Raw genomic sequence first — 24,725 nt, forward strand, 5'->3', positions numbered from 1 at the left:
CTTGCCCCCGATGCGGTGTGTCAGCCAAAAATTTATTGGCTGATCCATCGCTATCGGGGGCAAGCCCCCTCCCACATTTTGAACTGTCTAAAGTCCTGAGATTCAGGTGGGCTTGATGCGCTCCGACGGCCGGCGCACCCCTGCCACAATCTTGTCCACCGCCTTGGTCGCCGCCACCATGCCGAACGTGGCGGTGACCATCATCACCGCACCGAACCCTCCGGCGCAGTCCAGCTTCACGCCATCGCCGACGAAACTCTTCTGCAAACAGATGCTGCCGTCCGGCTTGGGATAGCGCAGCTGCTCGGTGGAAAACACGCACGGCACGCTGTAATGGCGGGTCACCGTGCGTGAAAAACCATAGTCACGGCGCAGGGTGGAGCGCACTTTCGAGGCCAGCGGGTCGTTGAAGGTGCGGTTGAGGTCGCACACCTGGATCAGCGTCGGATCGATCTGCCCGCCGGCGCCACCGGTGGTGATGATCTGGATCTTGCGGCGCTTGCACCAGGCAATCAGCGCCGCCTTGGCGTTGACCGCGTCGATGCAGTCGATCACGCAATCGATGTCAGGCGTGATGTATTCGGCCATGGTGTCGCGGGTAACGAAGTCCGCCACCGCATGCACCGTGCACGCCGGGTTGATGCCACGCAGGCGTTCGGCCATTACTTCAACCTTGGGTTTGCCTACGGTGCTGTCCAGTGCATGCAACTGGCGGTTGCTGTTGCTGACGCAGACGTCGTCCAGATCAAACAGCGAAATCTCGCCCACCCCGCAACGGGCCACGGCTTCCGCCGCCCACGAGCCCACGCCGCCGACACCGACGATCGCCACATGGGCCGCTTTCAAGCGTTCCAGGCCTTCAATGCCATACAAACGGGCGACGCCTGCAAACCGCGGATCTTCTGTGCTCATGACCATTACCCTAAAAACCGGCGCGCATTATGGGCTACGCAGCAATAAGTTTTAAGCCACAAACTACACGTTAAGAACTTAGAGACACTTTCGCTGCCCAATGTCCGGTTTTTCTCGGCTTGCTGTACGCTCAGGGAAAGGCCAGTGTAGGATGCGCGCCGGTTGGCGTAGGCCGACACCTCTTTTCGTTCCACACCCTTTGGAACCCGACATAACCATGGCATCGCGTAAATTTGGACTCAACCTGGTGATCGTGCTGGCAATTGCCGCGCTGTTCACGGGTTTCTGGGCGCTGATCAACCGCCCGGTCACCGCCCCCAACTGGCCCGAGCAGATCTCCGGTTTTTCCTACTCGCCGTTCCAGCAAGGCCAGTACCCGCAGAAAGACCAGTACCCCACCGACGAGCAGATGCGTCAGGACCTTGCGATCATGAGCAAGCTGACGGATAACATCCGCACCTACTCGGTCGACGGCACGCTGGGGGACATTCCCAAGCTGGCCGAAGAGTTCGGCCTGCGCGTCACCCTGGGGATCTGGATCAGCCCGGACCTGGAGCGTAACGAGCGCGAAGTCCAGCGCGCCATCGAAATCGCCAACAGCTCGCGCAGTGTGGTGCGGGTGGTGGTCGGTAACGAGGCGCTGTTCCGCGAGGAAATCACCCCCGAAGCGCTGATCGTGTTGCTGGACCGGGTGCGCGCTGCGGTAAAAGTGCCGGTGACCACCTCCGAGCAATGGCACATCTGGGAAAAGAACCCGCAACTGGCCAAGCACGTCGACTTGATCGCCGCGCACATCCTGCCGTTCTGGGAATTCATTCCGATGGACAAGGCCGGCCAGTACGTACTCGACCGCGCCAGGGATCTGAAGAAACTGTTCCCGAAAAAGCCGCTGCTGCTGTCGGAGGTTGGCTGGCCGAGCAACGGGCGCATGCGCGGTGGCAATGAAACGTCGCCTGCGGATCAGGCGGTTTACCTGCGCACCCTGGTTAACAAACTGAACCGCCAAGGGTTCAACTATTTCGTGATCGAAGCCTTCGATCAGCCCTGGAAGGTCAGCGACGAAGGCTCGGCCGGCGCCTATTGGGGCGTATTCAACGCCGCACGCCAGCAGAAATTCAACTTTGAAGGCCCGGTGGTCGCGATCCCGCAATGGCGGGTACTGGCCATCGGCTCGGTGGTGCTGGCGCTGCTGTCCCTGACCCTGCTGATGATCGACGGCTCTGCCCTGCGCCAGCGTGGCCGCACCTTCCTCACGTTTATCGCGTTCCTGTGCGGTTCGGTGCTGGTGTGGATCGGCTACGACTACAGCCAGCAATACAGCACCTGGTTCAGCGTCACCGTCGGCATCCTCTTGGCCCTCGGCGCCCTGGGCGTGTTTATCGTGCTGTTGACCGAAGCCCACGAACTGGCGGAAGCGGTGTGGACCCACAAGCGCCGGCGTGAATTCCTGCCGGTCGAGGGGGAATCGGACTACCGGCCCAAAGTGTCGATCCATGTGCCGTGCTACAACGAGCCGCCGGACATGGTCAAACAGACCCTCGATGCCCTCGCGGCGCTCGATTACCCGGACTACGAAGTCCTGATCATCGACAACAACACCAAGGACCCGGCGGTGTGGGAGCCGGTGCGCGACTACTGCCAGACCCTCGGCCCACGCTTCAAGTTCTTCCACGTCGCGCCCCTGGCCGGTTTCAAGGGCGGCGCGTTGAACTACCTGATCCCGCACACCGCCAAGGACGCCGAAGTGATCGCGGTGATCGACTCCGACTACTGCGTGTCGCCCAATTGGCTCAAGCACATGGTGCCGCACTTCGCCGACCCGAAAATCGCCGTGGTGCAATCGCCGCAGGATTACCGCGACCAGAACGAAAGCACGTTCAAGAAGCTCTGCTACGCGGAATACAAGGGTTTCTTCCATATCGGCATGGTCACCCGTAACGACCGCGACGCGATCATCCAGCACGGCACCATGACCATGACCCGTCGCTCGGTGCTCGAAGAACTGGGCTGGGCCGACTGGTGCATCTGTGAAGATGCCGAACTGGGCCTGCGCGTGTTCGAAAAGGGTCTGTCGGCGGCGTACTACCACGACAGCTATGGCAAGGGCCTGATGCCGGATACCTTTATCGACTTCAAGAAACAGCGTTTCCGCTGGGCCTACGGTGCGATCCAGATCATCAAGCGCCACACCGCCAGCCTGTTGCGCGGCAAAGACACCGAGCTGACCCGTGGCCAGCGCTATCACTTCCTCGCGGGCTGGCTGCCGTGGGTGGCCGATGGCATGAACATCTTCTTCACCGTCGGCGCGCTGCTGTGGTCGGCGGCGATGATCATCGTGCCGACCCGCGTCGATCCGCCGTTGCTGATCTTCGCGATCCCGCCGCTGGCGCTGTTCGTGTTCAAGGTGGGCAAGATCATCTTCCTGTACCGCCGTGCGGTCGGGGTGAACCTCAAGGATGCATTCTGCGCGGCCCTGGCCGGCCTGGCGTTATCGCACACCATCGCCAAGGCGGTGCTGTACGGTTTCTTCACCACCAGCATTCCGTTTTTTCGTACACCGAAAAACGCCGACAACCATGGCTTCTGGGTGGCGATTTCCGAGGCTCGCGAAGAAATGTTCATCATGCTGCTGTTGTGGGGCGCGGCCTTGGGTATCTACCTGGTGCAAGGCCTGCCGAGCAATGACATGCGCTTCTGGGTGGTGATGCTGCTGGTGCAGTCGCTGCCGTATGTGGCCGCCTTGATCATGGCGTTCCTGTCGTCGCTGCCCAAACCGGCACCGAAGGCCGAGCCAGTCACTGCGGTGTAAAAACTTGCGTAATGCACTAAACGGCGGCCTCTGGCCGCCGTTTTGCTATAAGATAACGGCCGTTTTGTTGGATCAGGCAAGCACCGATTGCTTCATGTGGGTGGGGGCTTGCCCCCGATAGCAGCGTGTCAGTCAGCTAATTTGTTGCTGATAAACCGCCATCGGGGGCAAGCCCCCTCCCACATTGAATCTGCGCCGTTTCAGCACATTCGTCCTGCGCCCATTACACGCTTTCCGGAGTTTCCCCATGACGGCCCATGCCGACCTTTCGCCGACCCTTCAACTCGCCATCGACCTGATCCGTCGCCCATCGGTCACGCCGATCGATGCCGATTGCCAGAAGCTGATGATGCAGCGCCTGGGCGACGCCGGTTTTGCGCTCGAGCCGATGCGCATCGAGGACGTGGATAACTTCTGGGCCACCCATGGCCAACATGACGGCCCGGTGCTGTGCTTCGCCGGCCACACCGACGTGGTCCCCACCGGCCCGGTGCAGGCCTGGCAGAACGATCCGTTCGACGCCCTGATCGACGAACACGGCATGCTGTGCGGACGTGGCGCGGCGGACATGAAAGGCAGCCTGGCCGCGATGCTGGTGGCGTCGGAGCGCTTCGTCAGGGATTACCCGGACCACAAGGGTTCGGTGGCTTTCCTGATCACCAGCGATGAAGAAGGCCCGGCGCACCATGGCACCAAGGCCGTGATCGAACGCCTGGCCGCGCGCAAGGAGCGCCTGGACTGGTGCATCGTCGGCGAACCGTCGAGCACCACCCTGGTGGGCGACGTGGTCAAGAACGGCCGTCGCGGCTCCCTCGGCGCTACCTTGACCGTACGCGGCGTACAGGGCCACGTGGCCTACCCGCACCTGGCGAAGAACCCGATCCACCTCGCCGCGCCGGCCCTGGCTGAATTGGCCGCCGAGCATTGGGATGACGGCAACAGCTTCTTCCCGCCGACCAGTTTCCAGATCTCCAACCTCAATTCCGGCACCGGCGCCACCAACGTGATTCCCGGCGACCTGACGGCGGTGTTCAACTTCCGATTCTCCACCGAGTCCACCGTGGAAGGTTTGCAACAGCGAGTCGCCGCGATTCTGGATAAACACGGCCTGGACTGGCATGTGGACTGGGCGCTGTCGGGCCTGCCCTTCCTCACCGAGCCGGGCGCATTGCTCGACGCGGTATCGGCCAGCATCAAGGCGATCACCGGGCGTGAGACCAAGGCGTCCACCAGTGGCGGTACGTCTGACGGGCGCTTCATCGCCACCCTGGGCACCCAGGTGGTCGAGCTGGGCCCGGTGAATGCGACGATCCATCAGGTCAACGAGCGCATCCTTGCCAGCGACCTCGATGTGTTGACCGAAATCTACTACCAGACCCTGATCAAGTTGCTCGCCTGATGCTGGCCTGCCCCCTTTGCAATGCCCCGCTCAGTGCGGTGGACAATGGCGTGGCCTGCCCCGCCGGGCACCGTTTCGACCGCGCCCGCCAGGGTTACCTCAACCTGCTGCCGGTGCAGCACAAGAACAGCCGCGACCCAGGTGATAATCTCGCCATGGTCGAGGCACGCCGTGATTTCCTCAACGCCGGCCACTACGCCCCGGTCGCCAGGCGCCTGGCCGAGCTGGCCGCTGAACGCGCGCCGCAACGCTGGGTGGACATCGGCTGCGGCGAGGGTTACTACACCGCGCAGATCGCCGACGCCCTGCCCCACGCCGACGGCTACGCCCTGGATATTTCCAGGGAAGCGGTCAAGCGTGCGTGCAAGCGCAACCCGGCGCTGACCTGGTTGATCGCCAGCATGGCCCGTGTACCGTTGGCCGACGCCAGTTGCCAGTTTCTCGCCAGCGTGTTCAGCCCGTTGGACTGGCAGGAAGCCAAGCGCCTGCTCAGCCCGGGCGGCGGCCTGATGAAGGTCGGTCCTACACGTGGCCATCTGATGGAGCTGCGCGAGCGCTTGTACGACGAAGTGCGCGCGTACACCGACGACAAGCATCTGGCCCTGGTGCCGGATGGCATGCACCTGGCACACAGCGAAACCCTTGAGTTCACACTGAGCCTGGCCGAACCCAGGGACCGCGCCAACCTGCTGGCCATGACCCCACACGGCTGGCGTGCCAGTGCAGAGCGACGCAGCGAGGTCATCGAGGCCGCCGAGCCGCTGCAGGTCACAGTGTCGATGCGCTACGATTATTTCGTGCTTCAATAACCTTTTTTCAGCATCCGCGAATGGATTTTCGAATCCCGCAACGAGGAACATCCATGCGCCAACCCGATATCGAGATTTACCTGAAGGACGCCGACGTCGACTACAAGGCCATCGCCGCCTGGCTGGGCGCCGCCCTGGGCCCATGCACCGACTGGGTCCAGAAGGGCCAGACCTACAAGTGCAAGGCCGGCAACGTACCAGTGACCTGGCTGCCAAAAGCCGTCGGCAAGTGGAACAGCCTGTACCTGGAAAGCGACCAGACCCCGTGGGACGACGACATCGCCTGCGCCCGCGCCGCGTTTGCCGCGCTGAACGTTGAAGTGCGCTGCGCACCGGGGACCTGGGTTGAGGAAGAAGGCGAGGAAAGTGCTGACCGCTGGATGCGCATCAGTGCGGACGGTGAAGAAGAAATCACCTGGAAAACGGCTTAAGGCGGTTGCAAGGCTCAAGCCTCAAGCTGCAAGCTGCAAGCTGCAAGCTGCAAGCTGCAAGCTGCAAGCTGCAAGCTGAAGCCAATCTGCTTGCAGCTTGCAGCTTGCAGCTTGCAGCTCGAAGCTCGAAGCTTGAAGCTTGAAGCTTGCAGCTCGAAGCTTGTTACCTGCAGCTCGGCCTTACAGGCCGACCACATCCTCGGCCTGCAAGCCTTTCTCGCCCGTCACCACGGCGTACTCCACCTGCTGACCCTCGGCCAACGAGCGGTGCCCGTCACCGCGAATGGCGCGGTAGTGCACGAACACATCCTTGCCATCTTCACGCTGGATAAAGCCGTAGCCCTTTGCATCGTTGAACCACTTCACATTGCCGGTTTCGCGCGTTGTCATCTGTTCACTCCCACTGGTTTTTATTATTGAGTCGCTGGCGTTGAACTGCCGAGTATAAGACACGCTCAAAAACCATCAACTCAACTTTACATCGCTGCTTTTTTGCCGATTTTCAGCGAATACGGCACACTACCCGCCCGAGCGCCTGCTCGGTTTTTTCCACTTGAAGCAGTTCGCCTATGACCCGCTCCCCGTTCCGCCGTCTGGTGTTTGGCACCTTGCGCCGACTGTTGTACCTCTGGGTTCGCTCGGAGACGATCAACCAGTCGTCCCTAACCCTTAACCTGGACCGCAGCCGGCCGGTGTTTTACGTCCTGCAATCGCCCTCCCTGACCGAACTGGCCGTGGTCGATACCGAGTGCACCAAGGCTGGCCTACCGCGCCCGGTGCTGCCGGTATCGGTAGGCCCGTTGATGGAACCTGCGGCGTTCTTCTACCTCACGCCGGAGCCGGACTGGCTCGGGCGCCAGGACAAACGCGGCGCACCGCCAACCCTGACGCGCCTGGTCAACACCCTGAGCGAACATGCCGAAGAGAATGCACAAATCATTCCGGTCAGCGTGTTCTGGGGCCAATCCCCCGAAAGCGAGTCCAGCCCCTGGAAGCTGTTGTTCGCCGACAGTTGGGCGGTCACCGGGCGTCTGCGCCGGTTGTTGAGCATCCTGATCCTCGGCCGCAAGACCCGCGTGCAATTCTCCGCGCCCATCAACCTGCGTGAATTGATCGAGCACAATAAAGGGCACGAACGCACCGTAAGAATGGCCCAGCGCATCCTGCGTGTGCACTTTCGTAACCTCAAGACCGCCGTGATCGGCCCCGACCTGTCCCACCGGCGCAATCTGGTGAAGGGTTTGGTCAATATGCCCCTGGTGCGCCAGGCCATTGCCGATGAAGCCGAGCGCGAAAAGATATCGCCGGAAAAAGCCAAGGCCCTGGCCCTGCGCTATGGCAACGAAATCGCCTCGGACTACACCTACACGGCGATCCGCTTTCTGGAAGTGGTGCTGAGCTGGTTCTGGAACAAGATTTACGACGGCATCAAGGTCAATAACATCGAGGGCGTGCAACAGGTTGCCCAAGGCTACGAAGTGATCTACGTGCCGTGCCACCGCAGCCATATCGACTACCTGCTGCTGTCCTACCTGCTGTTCAAGAACGGCCTGACCCCGCCGCACATTGCCGCCGGCATCAACCTGAACATGCCCGTGATCGGCAGCCTGCTGCGCCGTGGCGGTGCGTTTTTCATGCGCCGCACCTTCAAGGGCAACCCGCTGTACACCTCGGTGTTCAACGAATACCTGCACACCCTGTTTACCAAGGGCTTCCCGGTGGAGTACTTCGTCGAAGGCGGCCGCTCGCGCACCGGTCGCATGCTGCAGCCGAAAACCGGGATGCTGGCCATCACCCTGCGCAGTTTCCTGCGTTCTTCGCGCATGCCCATCGTGTTCGTGCCGGTGTACATCGGTTACGAACGCGTGCTCGAAGGCCGCACCTATCTTGGCGAACTGCGCGGTGCGAGCAAGAAGAAAGAGTCGATCTTCGATATCTTCAAAGTCGTCGGCGCGCTCAAGCAGCGCTTCGGCCAGGTTGCGGTCAACTTCGGCGAGCCGATCAAGCTGGCGGAGTTTCTCGACCACGAGCAACCGGACTGGCGCGCCCAGGAACTGGGCCCGAACTTCAAGCCGGCGTGGCTGAATGAAACCACCCACCGCCTCAGCGAAAAGGTGGCCCGCCACCTCAACGAAGCCGCCGCGGTGAACCCGGTGAACCTGGTGGCACTGGCGCTGCTGTCGACCACACGCCTGGCCCTGGATGAACAAGCCATGGCCCGCCAGTTGGACCTGTACCTGGCGCTGCTGCGCCGCGTGCCTTATTCACCCCACACCACCCTGCCGGAGGGCGATGGCCTGGCGCTGATCAAGCACGTCAAGGACATGGACCTGCTGTCGGAGCAAAGCGATGCCCTGGGCAAGATTGTCTATCTGGATGAGCAAAATGCCGTCCTGATGACCTATTACCGCAACAACGTGCTGCACATCTTCGCCCTGCCAGCCCTGCTGGCGAGCTTTTTCCAGAGCAGTTCGCGGATGAGCCGCGAGCAGATCCTGCGCTATACCCAGGCGCTCTATCCATACCTGCAATCGGAGTTGTTTATCCGCTGGTCATTGGAAGAGCTGGATGGCGTGGTTGACCAGTGGCTGGAGGCCTTTGTCGAACAGGGCCTGCTGCGCTTTGAAAACAACGTGTATCTGCGCGCGGCGCCGAGTTCGCGGCACTTTGTACTGCTGACCCTGCTGTCCAAGAGCATCGCCCAAACCTTGCAGCGCTTCTACATGGCGATTTCGCTGCTGCTCAACAGCGGCCGGAACAGCATCAGCGCCGAAGAACTGGAGGACCTGTGCACAACCATGGCCCAGCGCCTGTCGATCCTGCATGGCCTCAATGCCCCGGAATTCTTCGACAAGAGCCTTTTCCGACATTTCATCCAGACCTTGCTGGAGCAAGATGTGCTGCGCCGCGATGAAGCCGGCAAGCTGAGTTACCACGACCTGCTCGGCGAACTGGCGGAAGGCGCGGCGAAACGGGTACTGCCGGCGGACATTCGCCTGTCGATTCGCCAGGTGGCGCTGCATCGCGTCGATGGCGTGACCGAGCAAGCGGTGGAACCTGCGCAAACCCGCTAGATTGAACAAGGCGCCGGGCGGTTTCCGGCGCCGTTGAAAAGGAGCTGCACCATGAAAAAGATTATCCTCCTGGGCCTCACTGCCCTGCTCGGAGCCTGCCAATCCATGCCCCCCGCCCCAAAGGCCAGCCTCGACGGCGAAGTGTTCTACCTGCAACGCATCGCACTGCCGCCAACCGCCACCTTGAGCGTGAGCCTGCAGGATGTGTCCTTGATGGATGCTCCCGCCGTAGTCCTGGCCGAACAGAAAGGCCCGATCAAGGGCCAGGTACCGCTGCCGTTTCACCTGAGCTATGACCCGGCGCAGGTCAAGCCTGGTCACAGCTACTCGGTCAGCGCTCGCATCGAGGTGGATGGCAAGCTACTGTTCATCACCACGCAGCGCCATGCAGTTCAACTCAACGGCCAGGACCCACAGCCACTGCGCTTGCGTGTCGACGCGCCAGCCCACTGAATTCAACCATAAGGAAGCGCCCATGCTCCGTAACCCTCTTCGCCTCACCGCCCTGTTCGCCGGACTGCTACTGGGCGCCAACGCCATGGCACTGGACCTTGGCAGCCTGTCCCAGGGCGACGCCAGCGGCGGCCTGAAGGATGCCTTGACCCAAGGCGCACAGATCGCGGTGAAACAACTGGGCACGCCCGGTGGTTTCAGCAATAACCCCGAGGTGAAAATCGGCCTGCCGGGCAAGCTGGGCAAGGTCGCTGACAAGCTGAAGATGTTCGGCATGGGCGATCAGGTCACCCAGCTGGAAACCAGTATGAACAAAGCCGCGGAAACCGCTGTGACCCAGGCCCAGCCGATCCTGGTCAATGCCGTGAAAAACATGAGCGTGACCGATGCCAAAGGCATCCTCAGCGGTGGTCAGGATTCAGCCACCCAGTACCTGAACACGAGCAGCCGCGAACAAATCCGCGCCAAATTCCTGCCCATCGTCAAGGCCGCAACCGACAAGGTCGGCGTGGCCCAGCAGTACAACGCGCTCGCCGGCAAGGCAGCGGCGTTCGGCGCAGTGGATGCCAAAAGCGCCAACGTTGAAAACTACGTGACCGAACAGGCACTGGACGGCTTGTTCAAGATGATCGCGCAGCAGGAAGAAACGATTCGCAAGAATCCGGCAGCTGCCGCCACCAGCCTTGCCAAGAAAGTGTTTGGCGCCTTGTAAACACCTGTGGGCACCCGAGCAGGTGGCGAAAGATCACCTGCCCGGGCCCACTGACTTACTGCACCGTTAAAACAACTTGCCGGCCAGCCCGCCAAAGATCACTGCGCCCAGTGGCATCACGCTCAAACCGAACTTGATCGAGCCGCCACCGCCATGACTGTCATGCCTGGGTTTGCAATTGTCATTGCAGTCATCTGCTGGTGGTTTGGGTTTGGCGCAGTTGCCCCCGCCAAAGCTGCTGTTGACCGAAACGCTCAACGATTTACCGATGAATAGTCCCATTGGTTGCTCCTTGAATCATCAGATTTGAGATCCGGCCAGCCGGCGTGAAGTCCGACGGGCCGGATACCTGTAATCAGGTAGTCCATGAGTGGCGAAACCTTAAGAAACGTTCCTCGCCATAACCATCGTCATTCCTGTTTAACCCTGAACCACGCCGCGTAAAGCGCCGGTAGAAACAGCAGCGTCAGCGCCGTCGCCACAATCAACCCGCCCATGATTGCCACCGCCATCGGCCCGAAGAACACACTGCGTGACAGTGGAATCATCGCCAGTACCGCCGCGAGTGCCGTCAGAACGATCGGCCGGAAGCGGCGGACCGTGGCTTCAATAATCGCCTGCCAGGGCGTCAGCCCCGCCTTGATGTCCTGTTCGATCTGGTCCACCAATATCACTGAGTTGCGCATGATCATCCCCGACAGGGCAATAGTGCCGAGCATGGCCACGAAACCAAACGGCTGACGAAACACCAGCAGGAACAACGTGACGCCGATCAAGCCCAGGGGCGCGGTCAGAAACACCATCACCGTGCGTGAGAAGCTGCGCAGTTGCAGCATCAGCAAGGTCAGCACTACCACGATGAACAATGGCACGCCGGCCTTCACTGAGTTCTGTCCGCGCGCAGAGTCTTCAACCGTGCCACCGACTTCCAGCAAATAGCCGTCAGGCAACTCGGCGCGCACGTCTTCCAGGGTCGGGAGGATCTGCTGGACCAGGGTCGCGGGTTGTTCCTTGCCGTAGATATCGGCGCGCACGGTCACTGTCGGCAGGCGATTACGGTGCCAGATGATGCCTTCTTCAAAGCCATACTCGAGGGTTGCAATCTGCGCCAGGGCCACACTTCTACCGTTGTCGGTCGGTACCGCCAGGCTTGGCAGCAGCGACAACTCGGTGCGTTCATGGACGGTGCCGCGCAGAAGAATCTCGATCAACTCGTTGTCCTCCCGGTACTGGCTGACGGTGGCGCCGGTCAGGGAGCTTTGCAGGAATTTCGACAGGTTGGCGGTGCTCACGCCAAGCGCCCGGGCGCGGTCCTGGTCGATATTCAGATAGACGATCTTGCTCGGCTCTTCCCAGTCCAGGTGCACATTGACCACGTGGGCATTCTCGCGAACCCTGGCCGCGACTTTGCGCGCCAGGGCGCGGACTTCTTCGATGTGCTCACCGGTCACGCGAAACTGCACCGGGTAGCCCACGGGCGGACCGTTCTCCAGGCGGGTAACGCGCGAACGCAGGTCAGGAAACTGTTCGTCAAGGGTTCCAATCAGCCAGGTGCGCAGGCTTTCGCGTTCTTCGATGGTGTGTGCCAACACCACAAATTGGGCGAAGCTGGCAGCCGGCAGTTGCTGGTCGAGCGGCAGGTAGAAACGCGGCGAACCGGTGCCCACGTAGGCCACGTAGTTGTCGATGCCGGCGTGTTCCTTGAGCAAGGCCTCGAGGCGTTTGACCTGGTCGGCGGTGTTGCTCAGGGAGGCACCTTCGGCCAGTTTCAGGTCGACCATCAGCTCCAGGCGACCCGAGGCAGGGAAGAATTGTTGCGGCACGAAACGAAACAACCCGACCGCGCCGACAAACAGCAACAGGGTCAGGACGATCACGGTCTTGCGCCGACGTACACACCACTGCACCAACCGTCTTACACGCTGGTAGAAGGGCGTGCCATAGGGGTCCGGACCGTCGGTGCCGTGCTTGGCCGCATGTATTTTCGCCAGGTCCGGCAGCAGCTTTTCGCCCAGATACGGCACAAACACCACCGCAGCGACCCATGAGGCCAGCAGTGCAATGGTCACCACCTGGAAGATCGACCGGGTGTACTCGCCGGTACTCGATTGCGCGGTGGCAATCGGCAAAAAACCCGCGGCGGTGATCAACGTGCCGGTCAGCATGGGGAAGGCGGTGCTGGTCCAGGCAAAACTTGCGGCCTTGATCCGGTCGAAGCCCTGCTCCATTTTGATCGCCATCATCTCCACCGCGATGATCGCGTCATCCACCAGCAAGCCCAGGGCCAGCACCAAGGCACCCAGGGAGATTTTGTGCAGGCCGATGCCGAGGTAATACATGCTGGCGAAGGTCATGGCCAGCACCAGCGGAATTGCCAGGGCCACCACCATGCCGGTGCGGACGCCCAGGGAAAAGAAGCTCACCAGCAACACGATGGCCAAGGCTTCGGCCAGTACCTGGACGAATTCGCCGACGCTGGTCTTCACCGCTGCCGGCTGGTCCGAGACCTTGCGCAACTCCATGCCTGTCGGAAGGTTCTTCTGCAAGCGTGCGAATTCACGCTCCAGTGCCTTGCCCAGCACCAGAATGTCGCCGCCATCACGCATGGCCACGGCCAGGCCAATGGCGTCGGCGCCCATGTAACGCATGCGCGGTGCCGGTGGGTCGTTGAACCCACGCTGGATATCGGCGACATCGCCGATCCGGAAGGTTCGGTCCCCCACCCGAACAGGGAAGTTACGGATTTCTTCCACGCTCTTGAAGTTGCCCGACACCCGCAACTGCACCCGTTCGCTCGGGGTTTCAAAGAAGCCGGCGGTCGACACCGCGTTCTGCTCCTGCAAGGCTTGCTGCACAGCGGCCAATGGCAGGCCGAGGGTGGCGAGCTTGAGGTTGGACAGCTCGATCCAGATCTTCTCATCCTGCAGGCCGAGCAGCTCGACCTTGCCCACGTCCGGTACCCGCTGCAGCTGAATCTGGATACGGTCGGCGTAGTCCTTGAGCACGGCGTAGTCGAAACCGTCACCGGTCAAGGCGTAGATATTGCCGAACGTGGTGCCGAACTCATCGTTGAAAAACGGCCCCTGAATATCCGCTGGCAAGGTCTGACGGATATCGCTGATCTTCTTGCGCACCTGGTACCACAGCTCGGGAATCTGCGCCGAGTGCATGGCGTCGCGGGCTATGAAGGTCACCTGGGACTCGCCGGGCCGCGAGAACGAGACGATGCGCTCGTACTCGCCGGTCTCCATCAGTTTCTTTTCGATGCGCTCGGTGACCTGGCGTGACACTTCCTGGGCGGTTGCTCCTGGCCAGTTGGTCTTGATCACCATGGCCTTGAAGGTGAAGGGAGGGTCTTCGCTTTGCCCCAGTTTGGTGTAAGACAAGGTGCCGACGACCGCCAGCAGGATCATCAGGAACAGTACGATCTGGCGATTACGCAACGCCCACTCGGAAAGATTGAAACCCATCGGGGACTACTCCTTGGCCGCCAGATTCACCACGCGGTTGGCGCGATCCACCGGGCGCACTTGCTGGCCCTCATGGAGCACATGCACACCCGCCGCGACCACCCAGTCGGTGGGCGCCAGGCCTTCGAGTACCGGCACGTTCTTCTCGCCAAACGCGCCGATGCGCACGGGGGTGCGCTTGAGGGTGTTGTCCGGCGCCACACGCCAGACATAAGACGCGCCGTTCTCCGCACTCAGGGCAGACAGCGGCACCGACAGAGGCATCACACCGTTGATCGGTATGAATACCCGAGCGCTCTGTCCGAGTTCTGCAGGGACTTTGCCGCCAGTGAACGCCACCCGTGCAGCGAAGGTGCGCGACTTCGGATCGGCGGCGGGCGACAGCTCGCGAATGCGTCCGGCAAAGCGTTGATCCGGCTGACTCCACAGCTCAACCGATACCGGCTGGCCGATCTTGAAGCGGCCGAAGCCTTGCTCCGGCAGGCTGATCAGTACTTCACGCTCGCCATCGGTGGCCAGGGTGAACACGGTTTGGCCAGCGGAGACGACCTGGCCCACTTCAACCGCACGCTTGGCGACAACACCGTCCTGGGGCGCACGCAGCACGGCATACCCGGCCTGGTTGCTGGACACGTCGAACTCAGCCTTGATCTGCTTGAGGCGCGCAACACCCGCTCGATAAAGATTTTCGGAATTGTCGTACTGGGATCGGCTGACCATCTGACGGTCCATCAGGGTCTTGTAGCGGTCACGCTCGGCGCGCACCAGGCTCAGGTTGGCCTCGGCGCCAGCCACCTGGGCACGGCTGGCTTCCAGTTGCAGGCGCACATCCTGGGGGTCGAGCTCGGCCAACGGCTGGTTGGCCTTGACCCGCTCGCCCTCTTCCACCAGGCGCTTGCTGACTTTGCCACTGATGCGGAAAGCCAGGTCCGGCTCATAGCGGGCGCGCACTTCACCGGGATAGCTGTCCATCGACTGCGCCAGGGGCTGGGGTTGCACCACCATGGCCGGGCGGGGGGCAGTGGGGGCCGCTTCTTCATGGCCGCAGGCGGCCAACAGGAAGATCAGGCTGACAGGCAACGCAAAGGGCAGGAAAGTGCTGCGCATGCTGTGGGACCTTTCGCAAATGAGGCTTGGAATAATTATACTGGCCGGTATGTTATTAATACCAAACTCACCAGTCCAGTATTAAAGGTGAAAATGTCCGACAATCCTGTGAACACCCCTAGTCCCGGGCGCCCTAAGGACATGGCAAAACGCCAGGCAATCCTCGAAGCCGCTAAATCGCTGTTCCTGAGCAAGGGTTACGCGAATACCAGCATGGACGCCGTCGCGCTTGCGGCCGGGGTATCGAAACTCACCGTCTATAGCCACTTCACCGACAAGGAGAACCTGTTCACCGCAGCGGTGGTGGCCAAGTGTGAAGAGCAATTGCCGGTGATGTACTTCGAGCTGCCTGCAGGCATGCCTGTGGAGACCGTGCTGCTGAACATCGCGCGGGGCTTCCATCGGTTGATCAACAGTGAGGAGTCGGTGAACCTGCATCGCTTGATGATGACCACCGGCAATCAGGACGTAAAACTCTCACAAATCTTCTTTGAAGCCGGCCCCATGCGCATGCTGCAAGGCATGGAGCGCCTGCTCGGCAAGATTGACCAGGGCGGCGCACTGAGCATCGAAAACCCCTTCAAGGCCGCGGAGCACTTTTTTTGCCTGCTCAAGGGCACGGCGAATTTCCGCTTGCTGTATGGCTGCGGCGGGCAACTGAGCGAAGAAGCTGCCGAAGAGCATGTTCGGGAGGTAGTGGGGTTGTTCATGCGGGCGTATGGGAGGGGGGCAGCCGCAAGCGTTTAGCTGCAAGTGAAAGGCGCCTTTGCTTGCAGCTTGAGGCTTGAGGCTTAAGGCTTAAGGCTTGAAACCTAAACCTTGAGCGCCTTCTTGGGATAAATATCATAACGACTGGACTTGCCCTCCAGCGCATGGCTCGGTTTGGGCCCGTCAATGCACGGTGCCTTGCGCGGGCGCTTGACCACCACGCGGTGGCTGGCCAGGGCCAGGGCCGCCGCGAGCAAGGCCGGTGCATCCAGATCATCACCGACCAGTGGCCGGAACAGGCGCATTTCTTTCTTCACCAGGGCGGTTTTCTCGCGGTGCGGGAACATCGGGTCCAGGTAGATCACTTGCGGCGGCTCGCCTTGCCAATTGAGCATCACCTCAATGGCATTGCCCTTGTGCAGCTTCATGCGCGCCACGATCGGTGCCACGTCAAAATCCTGCGCGGCGCGTGCCAGGCCGTCTTCAAGCAGCGCACCAATCAACGGCTGACGCTCGATCAGGCTCATCTCACAGCCCAGACTTGCCAGCACGAACGCATCCTTGCCCAAGCCCGCCGTGGCGTCCAGCACACGGGGACGCACGCCTTGGGCGACGCCCACCGCCTTGGCGATCATCTGCCCGCTGCCACCGCCATATAAACGCCGGTGCGCCGCGCCACCTTCGACAAAGTCGACCCGCACCGGGCCCGGCGCGTCCGGCCCGAGCTGTTGCAATTGCAGGCCCTGTTCCCCGACCTGCAGGGAAAAATCCGCCGCATCGAGTTGCACAGGTAAGCCCAGCAGCGCAGCCCACTGCTCGGCGCGGGCCTGGAATTCTTCGGCCAAGGCCTCGACCCGAATGCGGCTGGCCGCTGGTTGTTCGCTCATCAATCGCTACGCTCGAAAATATTAAGGATCGGCCAATACCGGCCGATAAAAACAACAGTCAGGTATTTTGCCAGAGCTGAGCGTCGACCGAGAAAAATGTCAGACATTCTTCCCCTAACTATCGGTGTACTGCCGACCCACAACCACTACGGCCTGCGCAATACTCAAGCGCTGGCCGGGGTGAGCCATGTGTGGCAGGACTTCTTCGCCCGTGCCCTGGCCGAACAGCTCGGTGCTACGCCGGGCGCGCTGGCCGCCACGGCGCCTGCACCGCAGGATTCGGCGGTGGAACCCAGCGAAGGCGCCGACCTGCTGGCGCAGATCCTCACCCAGCGTGAGTGTGACGTGAAAGACACCGAGGTCGCCCCGCCTGAGCCGCTGTTCCTGCCGATTGCCGAATTCGAGACCGAGCTGCTGCCCCCCGCGCCCGCGCCGTTCCCTGACGAAGAGATCATCGCCCAGCAACGCCAGCAGCATTTCGAAAGCGGCTGGGTACGCCCGATTGTCCTGAACGCGGGCCAACCCGTCGCTGAACCCGGCCCGGCGCCGCAACCCCGCCCGCTGCAGCTGCCGATTGCCGAGTTCGAGCTGGACTTGCTGCCACCGCCCGCGACCCCGTTCACTGAACAGGATCTGGTCGAACAACAGAAGGCCCTGGATTTTGACTACCACTGGGCACGCCCGTTGATCGTCAACAACTTGCGCCTGGCCGCCTGACGCTTAGCGGCACACCCACCAGCGCCCCATGTCCAGATGAAAATGGTTACGGTGTGCGGCGTTGTAGTCGGGGCTCAACACCCCGTTGAAAGCGTTACACGCACTGTCACGCACTTGGCGCAGAAACCGTGCGTCAGCGCCGTCGCCCGGCCAATCCTTGAGCACACTGATACGGCGTCCATCGGCCAGGCGAAACCCGGCGATATCCAGGGCATTGGCCGAGGCGTGCTGACTGAGGCGGCCTTCGGCGCGGTTGTAGATATTACGACAGGCAAAACTGCCCAGGTGGTCGACCCGCGTCACCGCTTCGCCATAGATAGCCTGAGCCGCCGGCTGCAGGCTGTGCCGCTCGAACAACGCAAAGGCTACGGCCAACGGGCAACTGGCCAGAAAACTGCTGCTCAAGCCCACCTCCCCGCCCTGTACCCGCAACGTGTTGCGCAACGGGCAGGCGGCGTCGGGGGCTGAGTCCGCCTGGCGGGTCACCCGCAACCCCGAGGTTTTCAGCACCTGGTCGCACAGCAACGGATCATCCTGCAGCCGCCCCAACTTGTAGCGCGTCAACAGGTTCGGACTGGCGCGCACATCCAGCGGTGCCCAGGGGTTCCACTCGTCCGGCACCGGCACCCAGCCCCGCCATACGCCCACCGCAACAGCGCCGCCGAGGACCAGCAACGTGCCCATCCATCCGATCGATCGCACGGCTTAGCCCTTGAAGAATTGGTTGGCCTGATCGAACGGCATCTTGCGCTCGGTAAAGGTGAAGGTGCCCAACCCGTAGACCTCCTGTGCCGCCCGATAGAACTCGCCGTAGGCCGCCAGGGCCAGGGCCGAGCCCACGCTGATGCGGCGCACGCCCAGTTCGCTCAACTGCGCGACGCTGAGGTTCAAGCCACCGGACATCAATACATTCACCGGCTTGGGCGCGACGGCCTTGACCACCGCCAGCACTTGCTCGGCACTGCGCAGGCCCGGCGCATACAGCACATCGGCGCCCGCCTCGGCGTAGGCTTGCAGGCGGCGAATGGTGTCGGGCAAATCCAGGCGGCCATGCAGGAGGTTTTCTGCGCGAGCCGTCAGCGTGAAGGGAAATGCCAGGCTGCGGGCGGCAGCAACAGCAGCCTCGACGCGCTCGACGGCCAGGTCGAAGGGGTAGATTGGGTCGGCGGCAACGCCCGTGGCGTCTTCGATGGAGCCACCGACGATACCGGTGGCGGCAGCTCGCAGAATGGTCTGGGCACAGCCTTCGGGGGTGTCGCTGAAACCGTTTTCCAAGTCAGCGGCGACCGGCAGCGCAGTCGCCCGGACGATGCTGCCGGCATTGCCCAGGGTGTCCTCCAGCGACAGCGCGCCTTCGGCATCCGGCCGCCCCAGGCTGAACGCAAAGCCCGCGCTGGTGGTGGCCAACGCTTCGAAGCCCAGGCTGGCAAGCATAATGGCGGAACCGGCATCCCACGGGTTGGGCATCACAAAGGCACGGTCACGCGCGTGCAGGGCTTTGAAGGTTTCGGCGCGAAGGGTTTGGGCATCCATGACGGGCTCCTGGCGGGGAAAAGAGCCCTAGAGTAACCCCAGTTGCTCCGCCACGGGTTCTCGATGCAAGGTCGGCAGCGGCGCAAGCCCCGGCAAACGTGCCATCAGTTGGTCATGGAAACGCAAGGCCAATTGGGCAGCGAGGCGGTTGTCCGAGGTGTGCAGGAACATGTAGGGGGTGCGCCCCTCTTCGATCCAACTGGCGATCTTTTCAACCCAGGGCATCAGGAACGGATCGTTGGCTTCAAGCTCGGGGTGCCCGATAAAGCGCACTTGGGGACATTGAGTCAACGCCGCCGGACGCGGGGGCACCCTGGGCTTTTTCGATTGGGCATGCAGGACGGCCGCCGAGGTGGAGGTGCAACTGAACAGCGCGCGCGGATCGAGGCACACGCGCTCGACGCCACGGTCACGCAACAGGCGGTTGAGCATGCGCTCGGCCTCGCCTTTGGCGAAGAACTCATCGTGACGCACTTCAACCGCCAGTGGACGATCAATGCCATCGAGGAACCCGGCCAGCTCACCGAGGCGGTGCGGGGTAAAACCCTTCGACAGTTGCAGCCACAACGGCGACACACGCTCGCCCAGGGGGCTCATCAAGCCGATAAAACTTTCCGCCGCCGGCAGTTGTTCGCGCAAGTCACCGGCATGGCTGATATCACCCGGGAATTTGGCGGTGAAGCGAAAGTCATCGGGCATGATGTCGGCCCAGCGCTGCACGGTCGCGGCCGAGGGTCGAGCATAAAAAGTGGTGTTGCCTTCAACGGCGTTGAAGACCTGGGCGTAGAGCCCGAGGTAATCGTTGGAACGTGCATCGGCGGGGTACAGGTACTCGCGCCAGGCGTTTTCACTCCAGGACGGGCAGCCGATGTAGTAAGGCAGGCGCATCAGATGTGGATATCGAGACCCAGCACTTCCATATCCCATTCGACAAAACCGGCGGTGGTCAGGTAGCTGGCCAGGGCCGTCGCTACGCTTTTGCTCATGGAGCGGGGGAAGACCATGTCTTGCTGACGGGCGGGAAGACCGCTGATACGAGCTTGGGTACCGGCCTGCGCGTCGGATTGGACTTCAATGAAATCCGGCGAGTCCTCGACCGAATCGTCCACCGTAGCGTTCGCCTTGCGCGGCTTACGCTTGATCGGGTACGACTGTGAGGAAAAGCCATCAATACGCATAGGCGCGAACTCGCTATCAGTAATGGCATTTTAGTGGCGCGATCCGTAGCGCGCAAATGCTCTGGTGATAACTAGAACACATAATTGGTAAAAGGTTTAAAAACCGGTGCGAATTCTGACGATTGGCGAAATTTAACTCAAAATGCCATCATTTTTGGCGTCAAATAATCCCGCGTTCCGCCTTGGTTTGCGCGACCTTGTCGCGCAAGTACACCGGCGCCGCCTGATCTGCCGCGATGGCCTCGCCACGCTCGAATGCAAAGCGCGCCAAGGTCAGCAAATCCTCTGCATGGGGCAGCATCGTGGCGTCCTGGCCAGCCAGTTGGACGCCGATCCGCGCCCCATATCCCCAACCGGTGCCAGCGCCGAACCAATCACCGAGCGCATCGTCGGGCAGTACGGATGATTCCGGTGCCTGCACCGCTTCCACGCCGACCAGGCGCATCTCGCCCGCCGTCTCGCGGTAGCAGCCCCAATACACTTCATCCATCCGCGCATCGATCGCCGCCGCCACTTGCGAGGCGCCATGTTCACGCAGAGCACGTTGGGCCAGTACCGCCAGGTTGGAGACCGGCAATACGGGACGCTCCAGCGCAAACGCCAGGCCCTGCACCACGCCAATGGCAATGCGCACGCCGGTAAACGCGCCGGGGCCACGGCCGAAAGCGATGGCATCCACGGCGGCCAGGCTGGTGCCGGCGTCTTCCAGCAGTTGCTTGATCATCGGCAACAGCTTCTGCGCGTGCAGGCGCGGGATCACCTCGTAGTGGCTGGTTACTTTGCCATCGTGCAGCAAGGCAACCGAGCAAGCTTCAGTCGCGGTGTCCAGGGCCAGCAGGGTGCTCATGGGTGTGGGTGTCCAAGTCGAAAAAGTGCGCCAGTATAAACAACAACGGCCCGCAAGCGGGCCGTTGTCAATGCAGCCGATCAACGCATCAGCTCAGTGCTTGCAGCACCTTGGCCGTAATCGCCTCCACGGAGCCGACGCCAGGGATGTGGCTGTATTTCGGCTTGCCCTGGGCAGCGGACAGCTTCTGGTAGAAGTCCACCAGCGGCTTGGTCTGGGAATGGTAGACCGACAGGCGATGACGCACGGTTTCTTCGGTATCGTCTTTGCGCTGTACCAGGTCTTCACCGGTGACATCGTCCTTGCCTTCAACCTTCGGCGGGTTGTAGACGACGTGGTACACGCGGCCCGAGCCTTCGTGAACGCGACGACCGGCAATGCGCTGGACGATTTCTTCGTCCTCAACGGCGATTTCCACCACGGCGTCCAACTCGACACCGGCTTTGACCAGGGCTTCAGCCTGGGGAATGGTGCGCGGGAAGCCGTCGAACAGGAAACCGTTCTTGCAGTCTTCCTGGCTGATGCGTTCCTTGACCAGGTTGATGATCAGGTCATCGGAGACCAGGCCACCGCTGTCCATCACGCTCTTGGCGATCAGGCCCAGTTCGGTGCCGGCCTTGACGGCCGCGCGCAGCATGTCGCCGGTGGAGATTTGTGGAATGCCGAATTTTTCAGTGATGAACTTAGCCTGAGTACCTTTACCGGCCCCGGGAGCTCCCAGCAGAATGACGCGCATCGATGTGCTCCTCAATTTTTTATAGAGATGACGCTCGGATTCGCCGCGTGGGGCCAATCTCGTAAAAATGTGGTTCCAGGCCGATCAAACGGCCAAAGGCTGATCAAGATACACAGCAGGCCCTTGCCACACAAGCCGCCAAAAGTAGGAGAAACCCGCGCCAGGCCTGCGTCGGCCAACGGGTTTGCCTGAGCGCAACCCTGCCCCTCAAACAACGACCGCCCTTTTCAGGGCGGTCGCCGCCGTTCATTCGCAAGCCGTTGAGAACACGCGAAAAACCTCAACCGGTGTTGCGCAAACCTGCAGCAATACCGGCGACGGACACCAGCAGCGCCTGTTCCAGAGGGCTGTCTTGCGCCGCTTCGCGTTGGCGCGAGCGTGCGAGCAATTCAGCCTGCAACAGATGCAGGGGATCGAGGTAGGTGTTGCGCAGGCGGATGAACTCCAGGGTGTCCGGACTGTGGGCCAACAGTTGCGACTGGCCGGTCAGGCCAAGCACCACCTCACAGGCCTGCGACAATAGGTCGCGTAAATGCGCGCCCAGTGGCAGCAAGTCCGGCTGCACCAGACGCTCATCATAGAGGCGGGCGATATCGGCGTCGGCCTTGGCCAGCACCATTTCCAGCATATCGATGCGCGTGCGGAAGAACGGCCACTGCTCACGCATCTGCCCAAGCAACTCACCCTCGCCGCGCTCCAGGGCCTTGCTCAATGCCGCTTCCCAGCCGAGCCAGGCGGGCAGCATCAAGCGGGTCTGGGTCCAGCCGAAGATCCAGGGAATCGCGCGCAGGCTTTCAATACCGCCGGCACGCCGCTTGGCCGGGCGGCTGCCCAACGGCAAACGGCCCAGCTCCTGCTCCGGTGTGGACTGGCGGAAATACTCGACGAATTGCGGATTTTCCCGCACCACCGCGCGGTAGGCGCTGACACCGTCGGCCGCCAATTCGTCCATCAAATGACGCCAGGCCGGTTCCGGCGGCGGCGGTGGCAACAGCGTGGCTTCGAGCACCGCCGCCAGGTAGAGGTTGAGGTTCTGCTCGGCAATGTCCGGCAGGCCGAACTTGAAGCGGATCATCTCGCCTTGTTCGGTGGTGCGGAACCGCCCCGCCACCGAGCCCGGCGGCTGCGACAGAATCGCCGCATGCGCCGGGCCACCGCCACGGCCAACGGTGCCACCACGACCGTGGAACAACAGCAAATCCACTTGCTGCTCACGGCAGATGTCCACCAGGCGTTCCTGCGCCCGGTACTGCGCCCAGGCGGCAGCGGTGGTGCCGGCGTCCTTGGCCGAGTCCGAATAGCCGATCATCACTTCCTGCGGGCCTTGCAGCCGCGCGCGATAGCCCGGCAACTGCAACAACCGCTCCATCACCGGCCCGGCGTTATCCAGGTCGGCCAGGGTCTCGAACAGCGGCACTACGCGCATTGGCCGCTGCACGCCGGACTCTTTGAGCAGCAGTTGCACCGCCAGCACATCCGAAGCGGCACCGGCCATGGAAATGACATAGGAGCCTAGCGACGCGGCCGGTGCCGCGGCGATTTCCCGGCAGGTGTTCAAGACTTCCGCCGTGTCCTGCGACGGCTTGAAATAACCTGGCAGCAGCGGTCGACGATTGCCCAGTTCTTTGCTCAGAAAGTCGATGCGCGCTTCTTCGTCCCAGTCCTCATAACGTCCGAGGGCAAGGTAGTCGGTGATTTCGCTCATGGCCGAGGCGTGACGCGCGGAATCCTGGCGCACATCCAGGCGTACCAGGAACAGGCCAAAGGTCACGGCGCGGCGCAGGCAATCGAGCAACGGGCCGTCGGCGATCACGCCCATCCCGCACTCATGCAGCGACTGATAGCACAGCTGCAACGGGCCGAGCAGGTCACGATTGTCCTGCAACACCTGCGCCGGTGCCGGTGTATTTTCCTTTAGCGAGGAATGGGCCCACTGGCGCGTGGCGCGCAGACGTTCGCGCAACTGCTTGAGCACCGCACGGTAGGGTTCGACGCTGTCTCCCGCCTGGGCTTGCAAGGCCGCACTGGCCCGTTGCATGGACAACTCGGAGGCGAGTTGATCGATATCGCGCAGGTACAAATCCGCCGCCATCCAGCGCGCCAGCAGCAATACTTCACGGGTGACCGGCGCCGTGACGTTCGGGTTGCCGTCACGGTCGCCGCCCATCCACGAGGCAAATCGTATCGGCGCAGCCTCAAGCGGCAGGTGCAGACCGGTCGCGGCATGCAAGGCCTGGTCGGCCTTGCGCAAATAATTCGGGATGGCCTGCCACAACGAATGCTCGATGACTGCAAAGCCCCATTTGGCTTCATCCACCGGCGTAGGCCGCACGCGACGGATTTCCTCGGTGTGCCAGGCCTCGGCGATCAATCGTTGCAAACGCTCACGGATTTGCTCGCGCTCGGCGCTGGTGAGATCACGGTGATCCTGCAGCGCCAGTTGCGCGGCGATCGCGTCGTACTTCTGGATCAGGGTGCGACGTGCGACTTCGGTGGGGTGGGCGGTGAGTACCAGTTCGATCTCCAGCCGCGCCAAATGGCGCGCCAGGGATTCATCGCTGTGCCCTTCACTTTGCAGGCGCGCCAACAGTTCGGGCAACACGCGGGACTCGAAGGGCGCCGGCTGCGATTCATCGCGCCGGTGAATCAACTGGTACTGCTCGGCAATGTTGGCCAGGTTGAGGAACTGGTTGAAGGCCCGGGCTACAGGCAGCAGTTCGTCTTCCTGCAGTGGGTTCAGACTCGCGCTGAGTTCATCGCCCGCGCCGCGCCGGTCAGCCTTGGCGCCTTTACGGATCTGCTCGATCTTGTCGAGAAAATCATCGCCGTACTGTTCTCGAATGGTGTTGCCCAACAGTTCACCCAGCAGGTGAACATCCTCACGCAAGCGTGCATCGATATCACTCATCAGCCAATCTCCAGCCAGAAATCCGGGACGCGCAG

22 protein-coding genes are annotated in these 24,725 nt (G+C 61.9%); 9 read left to right on the forward strand and 13 right to left on the reverse strand.

Annotated elements, in window-relative coordinates; all coding sequences use genetic code 11:
* Positions 1-102 precede the first annotated feature (102 nt).
* Positions 103-912, reverse strand: a complete 810-nt coding sequence (tcdA, locus tag CIB54_RS07700) for a tRNA cyclic N6-threonylcarbamoyladenosine(37) synthase TcdA (RefSeq protein WP_162515418.1) — start codon at positions 910-912, stop codon at positions 103-105.
* Positions 913-1,129: 217 nt separating this feature from the next.
* Between tcdA and CIB54_RS07705 the strand changes: the two genes are divergently transcribed.
* From CIB54_RS07705 to CIB54_RS07720, 4 genes are all read left to right on the forward strand, one after another.
* The gene (locus tag CIB54_RS07705; RefSeq protein WP_065951927.1) at positions 1,130-3,721 is read left to right on the forward strand and encodes a glycosyltransferase; all 2,592 of its coding nucleotides are present in this window, start codon (positions 1,130-1,132) and stop codon (positions 3,719-3,721) included.
* Positions 3,722-3,968: 247 nt separating this feature from the next.
* Positions 3,969-5,120, forward strand: coding sequence for a succinyl-diaminopimelate desuccinylase (gene dapE, locus CIB54_RS07710; RefSeq protein WP_065951926.1), 1,152 nt, complete (start codon positions 3,969-3,971; stop codon positions 5,118-5,120).
* Positions 5,120-5,929: a putative RNA methyltransferase gene (locus CIB54_RS07715; protein WP_065951925.1), complete on the forward strand. Its 810-nt coding sequence runs from the start codon at positions 5,120-5,122 to the stop codon at positions 5,927-5,929. Before dapE ends, CIB54_RS07715 begins: the two co-directional genes overlap by 1 nt.
* 53 nt (positions 5,930-5,982) lie before the next feature.
* Entirely contained in the window at positions 5,983-6,360 is a 378-nt protein-coding gene (locus CIB54_RS07720) for a hypothetical protein (RefSeq protein ID WP_065932867.1), read from the forward strand.
* A gap of 180 nt (positions 6,361-6,540) precedes the next feature.
* Here the strand turns inward: CIB54_RS07720 and CIB54_RS07725 are convergent, their stop codons facing one another.
* Complete coding sequence (locus CIB54_RS07725; protein WP_065886074.1) at positions 6,541-6,750, reverse strand: cold-shock protein; 210 nt, start codon at positions 6,748-6,750, stop codon at positions 6,541-6,543.
* 179 nt (positions 6,751-6,929) lie between these two features.
* On the opposite strand from CIB54_RS07725, the gene plsB reads away from it, so the two are divergent.
* From plsB to CIB54_RS07740, 3 genes are read left to right on the forward strand one after another with little or no spacing between them, the layout of a single operon-like run.
* Positions 6,930-9,434, forward strand: coding sequence for a glycerol-3-phosphate 1-O-acyltransferase PlsB (gene plsB, locus CIB54_RS07730; protein ID WP_101219365.1), 2,505 nt, complete (start codon positions 6,930-6,932; stop codon positions 9,432-9,434).
* Between the two features lie 51 nt (positions 9,435-9,485).
* Positions 9,486-9,887 carry a YbaY family lipoprotein gene (locus CIB54_RS07735; RefSeq protein ID WP_065951922.1) on the forward strand — a complete coding sequence of 134 codons (402 nt, stop codon included), beginning with the start codon at positions 9,486-9,488 and terminating at the stop codon, positions 9,885-9,887.
* Between the two features lie 22 nt (positions 9,888-9,909).
* Positions 9,910-10,599, forward strand: a complete 690-nt coding sequence (locus CIB54_RS07740) for a DUF4197 domain-containing protein (RefSeq protein WP_065951921.1) — start codon at positions 9,910-9,912, stop codon at positions 10,597-10,599.
* A 66-nt stretch (positions 10,600-10,665) separates the two neighbouring features.
* Here the strand turns inward: CIB54_RS07740 and CIB54_RS07745 are convergent, their stop codons facing one another.
* The 3 genes from CIB54_RS07745 to CIB54_RS07755 all read right to left on the reverse strand — a co-directional run bounded on the left by CIB54_RS07745 (position 10,666) and on the right by CIB54_RS07755 (position 15,176).
* A complete protein-coding gene (locus tag CIB54_RS07745) occupies positions 10,666-10,881 on the reverse strand; it encodes a hypothetical protein (protein ID WP_065951920.1) in 216 nt (71 codons plus the stop codon).
* Positions 10,882-11,009: 128 nt separating this feature from the next.
* Positions 11,010-14,069: an efflux RND transporter permease subunit gene (locus CIB54_RS07750; RefSeq protein WP_101219367.1), complete on the reverse strand. Its 3,060-nt coding sequence runs from the start codon at positions 14,067-14,069 to the stop codon at positions 11,010-11,012.
* A gap of 6 nt (positions 14,070-14,075) precedes the next feature.
* On the reverse strand, positions 14,076-15,176 hold the full coding sequence (locus CIB54_RS07755) for an efflux RND transporter periplasmic adaptor subunit (RefSeq protein WP_065951918.1): 1,101 nt from the start codon (positions 15,174-15,176) through the stop codon (positions 14,076-14,078).
* A gap of 93 nt (positions 15,177-15,269) precedes the next feature.
* On the opposite strand from CIB54_RS07755, the gene CIB54_RS07760 reads away from it, so the two are divergent.
* Complete coding sequence (locus CIB54_RS07760) at positions 15,270-15,923, forward strand: TetR/AcrR family transcriptional regulator (protein WP_101219369.1); 654 nt, start codon at positions 15,270-15,272, stop codon at positions 15,921-15,923.
* Positions 15,924-15,988: 65 nt separating this feature from the next.
* On the opposite strand, the gene CIB54_RS07765 is transcribed toward CIB54_RS07760, so the two are convergent.
* Positions 15,989-16,771 carry a class I SAM-dependent methyltransferase gene (locus CIB54_RS07765; RefSeq protein ID WP_101219371.1) on the reverse strand — a complete coding sequence of 261 codons (783 nt, stop codon included), beginning with the start codon at positions 16,769-16,771 and terminating at the stop codon, positions 15,989-15,991.
* A 96-nt stretch (positions 16,772-16,867) separates the two neighbouring features.
* On the opposite strand from CIB54_RS07765, the gene CIB54_RS07770 reads away from it, so the two are divergent.
* On the forward strand, positions 16,868-17,488 hold the full coding sequence (locus tag CIB54_RS07770) for an energy transducer TonB (protein WP_065951915.1): 621 nt from the start codon (positions 16,868-16,870) through the stop codon (positions 17,486-17,488).
* Between the two features lie 3 nt (positions 17,489-17,491).
* On the opposite strand, the gene CIB54_RS07775 is transcribed toward CIB54_RS07770, so the two are convergent.
* The 7 genes from CIB54_RS07775 to ppc all read right to left on the reverse strand — a co-directional run bounded on the left by CIB54_RS07775 (position 17,492) and on the right by ppc (position 24,690).
* Entirely contained in the window at positions 17,492-18,172 is a 681-nt protein-coding gene (locus CIB54_RS07775) for an extensin-like domain-containing protein (protein WP_101219373.1), read from the reverse strand.
* Positions 18,173-18,193: 21 nt separating this feature from the next.
* Positions 18,194-19,021 carry an isocitrate lyase/PEP mutase family protein gene (locus CIB54_RS07780; RefSeq protein WP_101219375.1) on the reverse strand — a complete coding sequence of 276 codons (828 nt, stop codon included), beginning with the start codon at positions 19,019-19,021 and terminating at the stop codon, positions 18,194-18,196.
* A gap of 27 nt (positions 19,022-19,048) precedes the next feature.
* Positions 19,049-19,909 (reverse strand): DUF72 domain-containing protein, encoded by an 861-nt coding sequence (locus CIB54_RS07785; RefSeq protein ID WP_065951912.1) that lies wholly within the window; start codon positions 19,907-19,909, stop codon positions 19,049-19,051.
* Positions 19,909-20,199: a hypothetical protein gene (locus CIB54_RS07790; protein WP_065891953.1), complete on the reverse strand. Its 291-nt coding sequence runs from the start codon at positions 20,197-20,199 to the stop codon at positions 19,909-19,911. The genes CIB54_RS07785 and CIB54_RS07790 overlap by 1 nt, the downstream gene beginning before the upstream one ends.
* 160 nt (positions 20,200-20,359) lie before the next feature.
* Positions 20,360-21,046, reverse strand: coding sequence for a tRNA (adenosine(37)-N6)-threonylcarbamoyltransferase complex dimerization subunit type 1 TsaB (gene tsaB, locus CIB54_RS07795; protein ID WP_065951910.1), 687 nt, complete (start codon positions 21,044-21,046; stop codon positions 20,360-20,362).
* Positions 21,047-21,134: 88 nt separating this feature from the next.
* Positions 21,135-21,782 (reverse strand): adenylate kinase, encoded by a 648-nt coding sequence (gene adk, locus CIB54_RS07800; RefSeq protein WP_003172225.1) that lies wholly within the window; start codon positions 21,780-21,782, stop codon positions 21,135-21,137.
* Positions 21,783-22,062: 280 nt separating this feature from the next.
* Positions 22,063-24,690: a phosphoenolpyruvate carboxylase gene (gene ppc / locus CIB54_RS07805; protein WP_101219377.1), complete on the reverse strand. Its 2,628-nt coding sequence runs from the start codon at positions 24,688-24,690 to the stop codon at positions 22,063-22,065.
* Positions 24,691-24,725: the final 35 nt, after the last annotated feature.

Source organism: Pseudomonas fluorescens (assembly GCF_002837185.1).
Classification (GTDB): Bacteria; Pseudomonadota; Gammaproteobacteria; order Pseudomonadales; family Pseudomonadaceae; genus Aquipseudomonas; species Aquipseudomonas fluorescens_AM.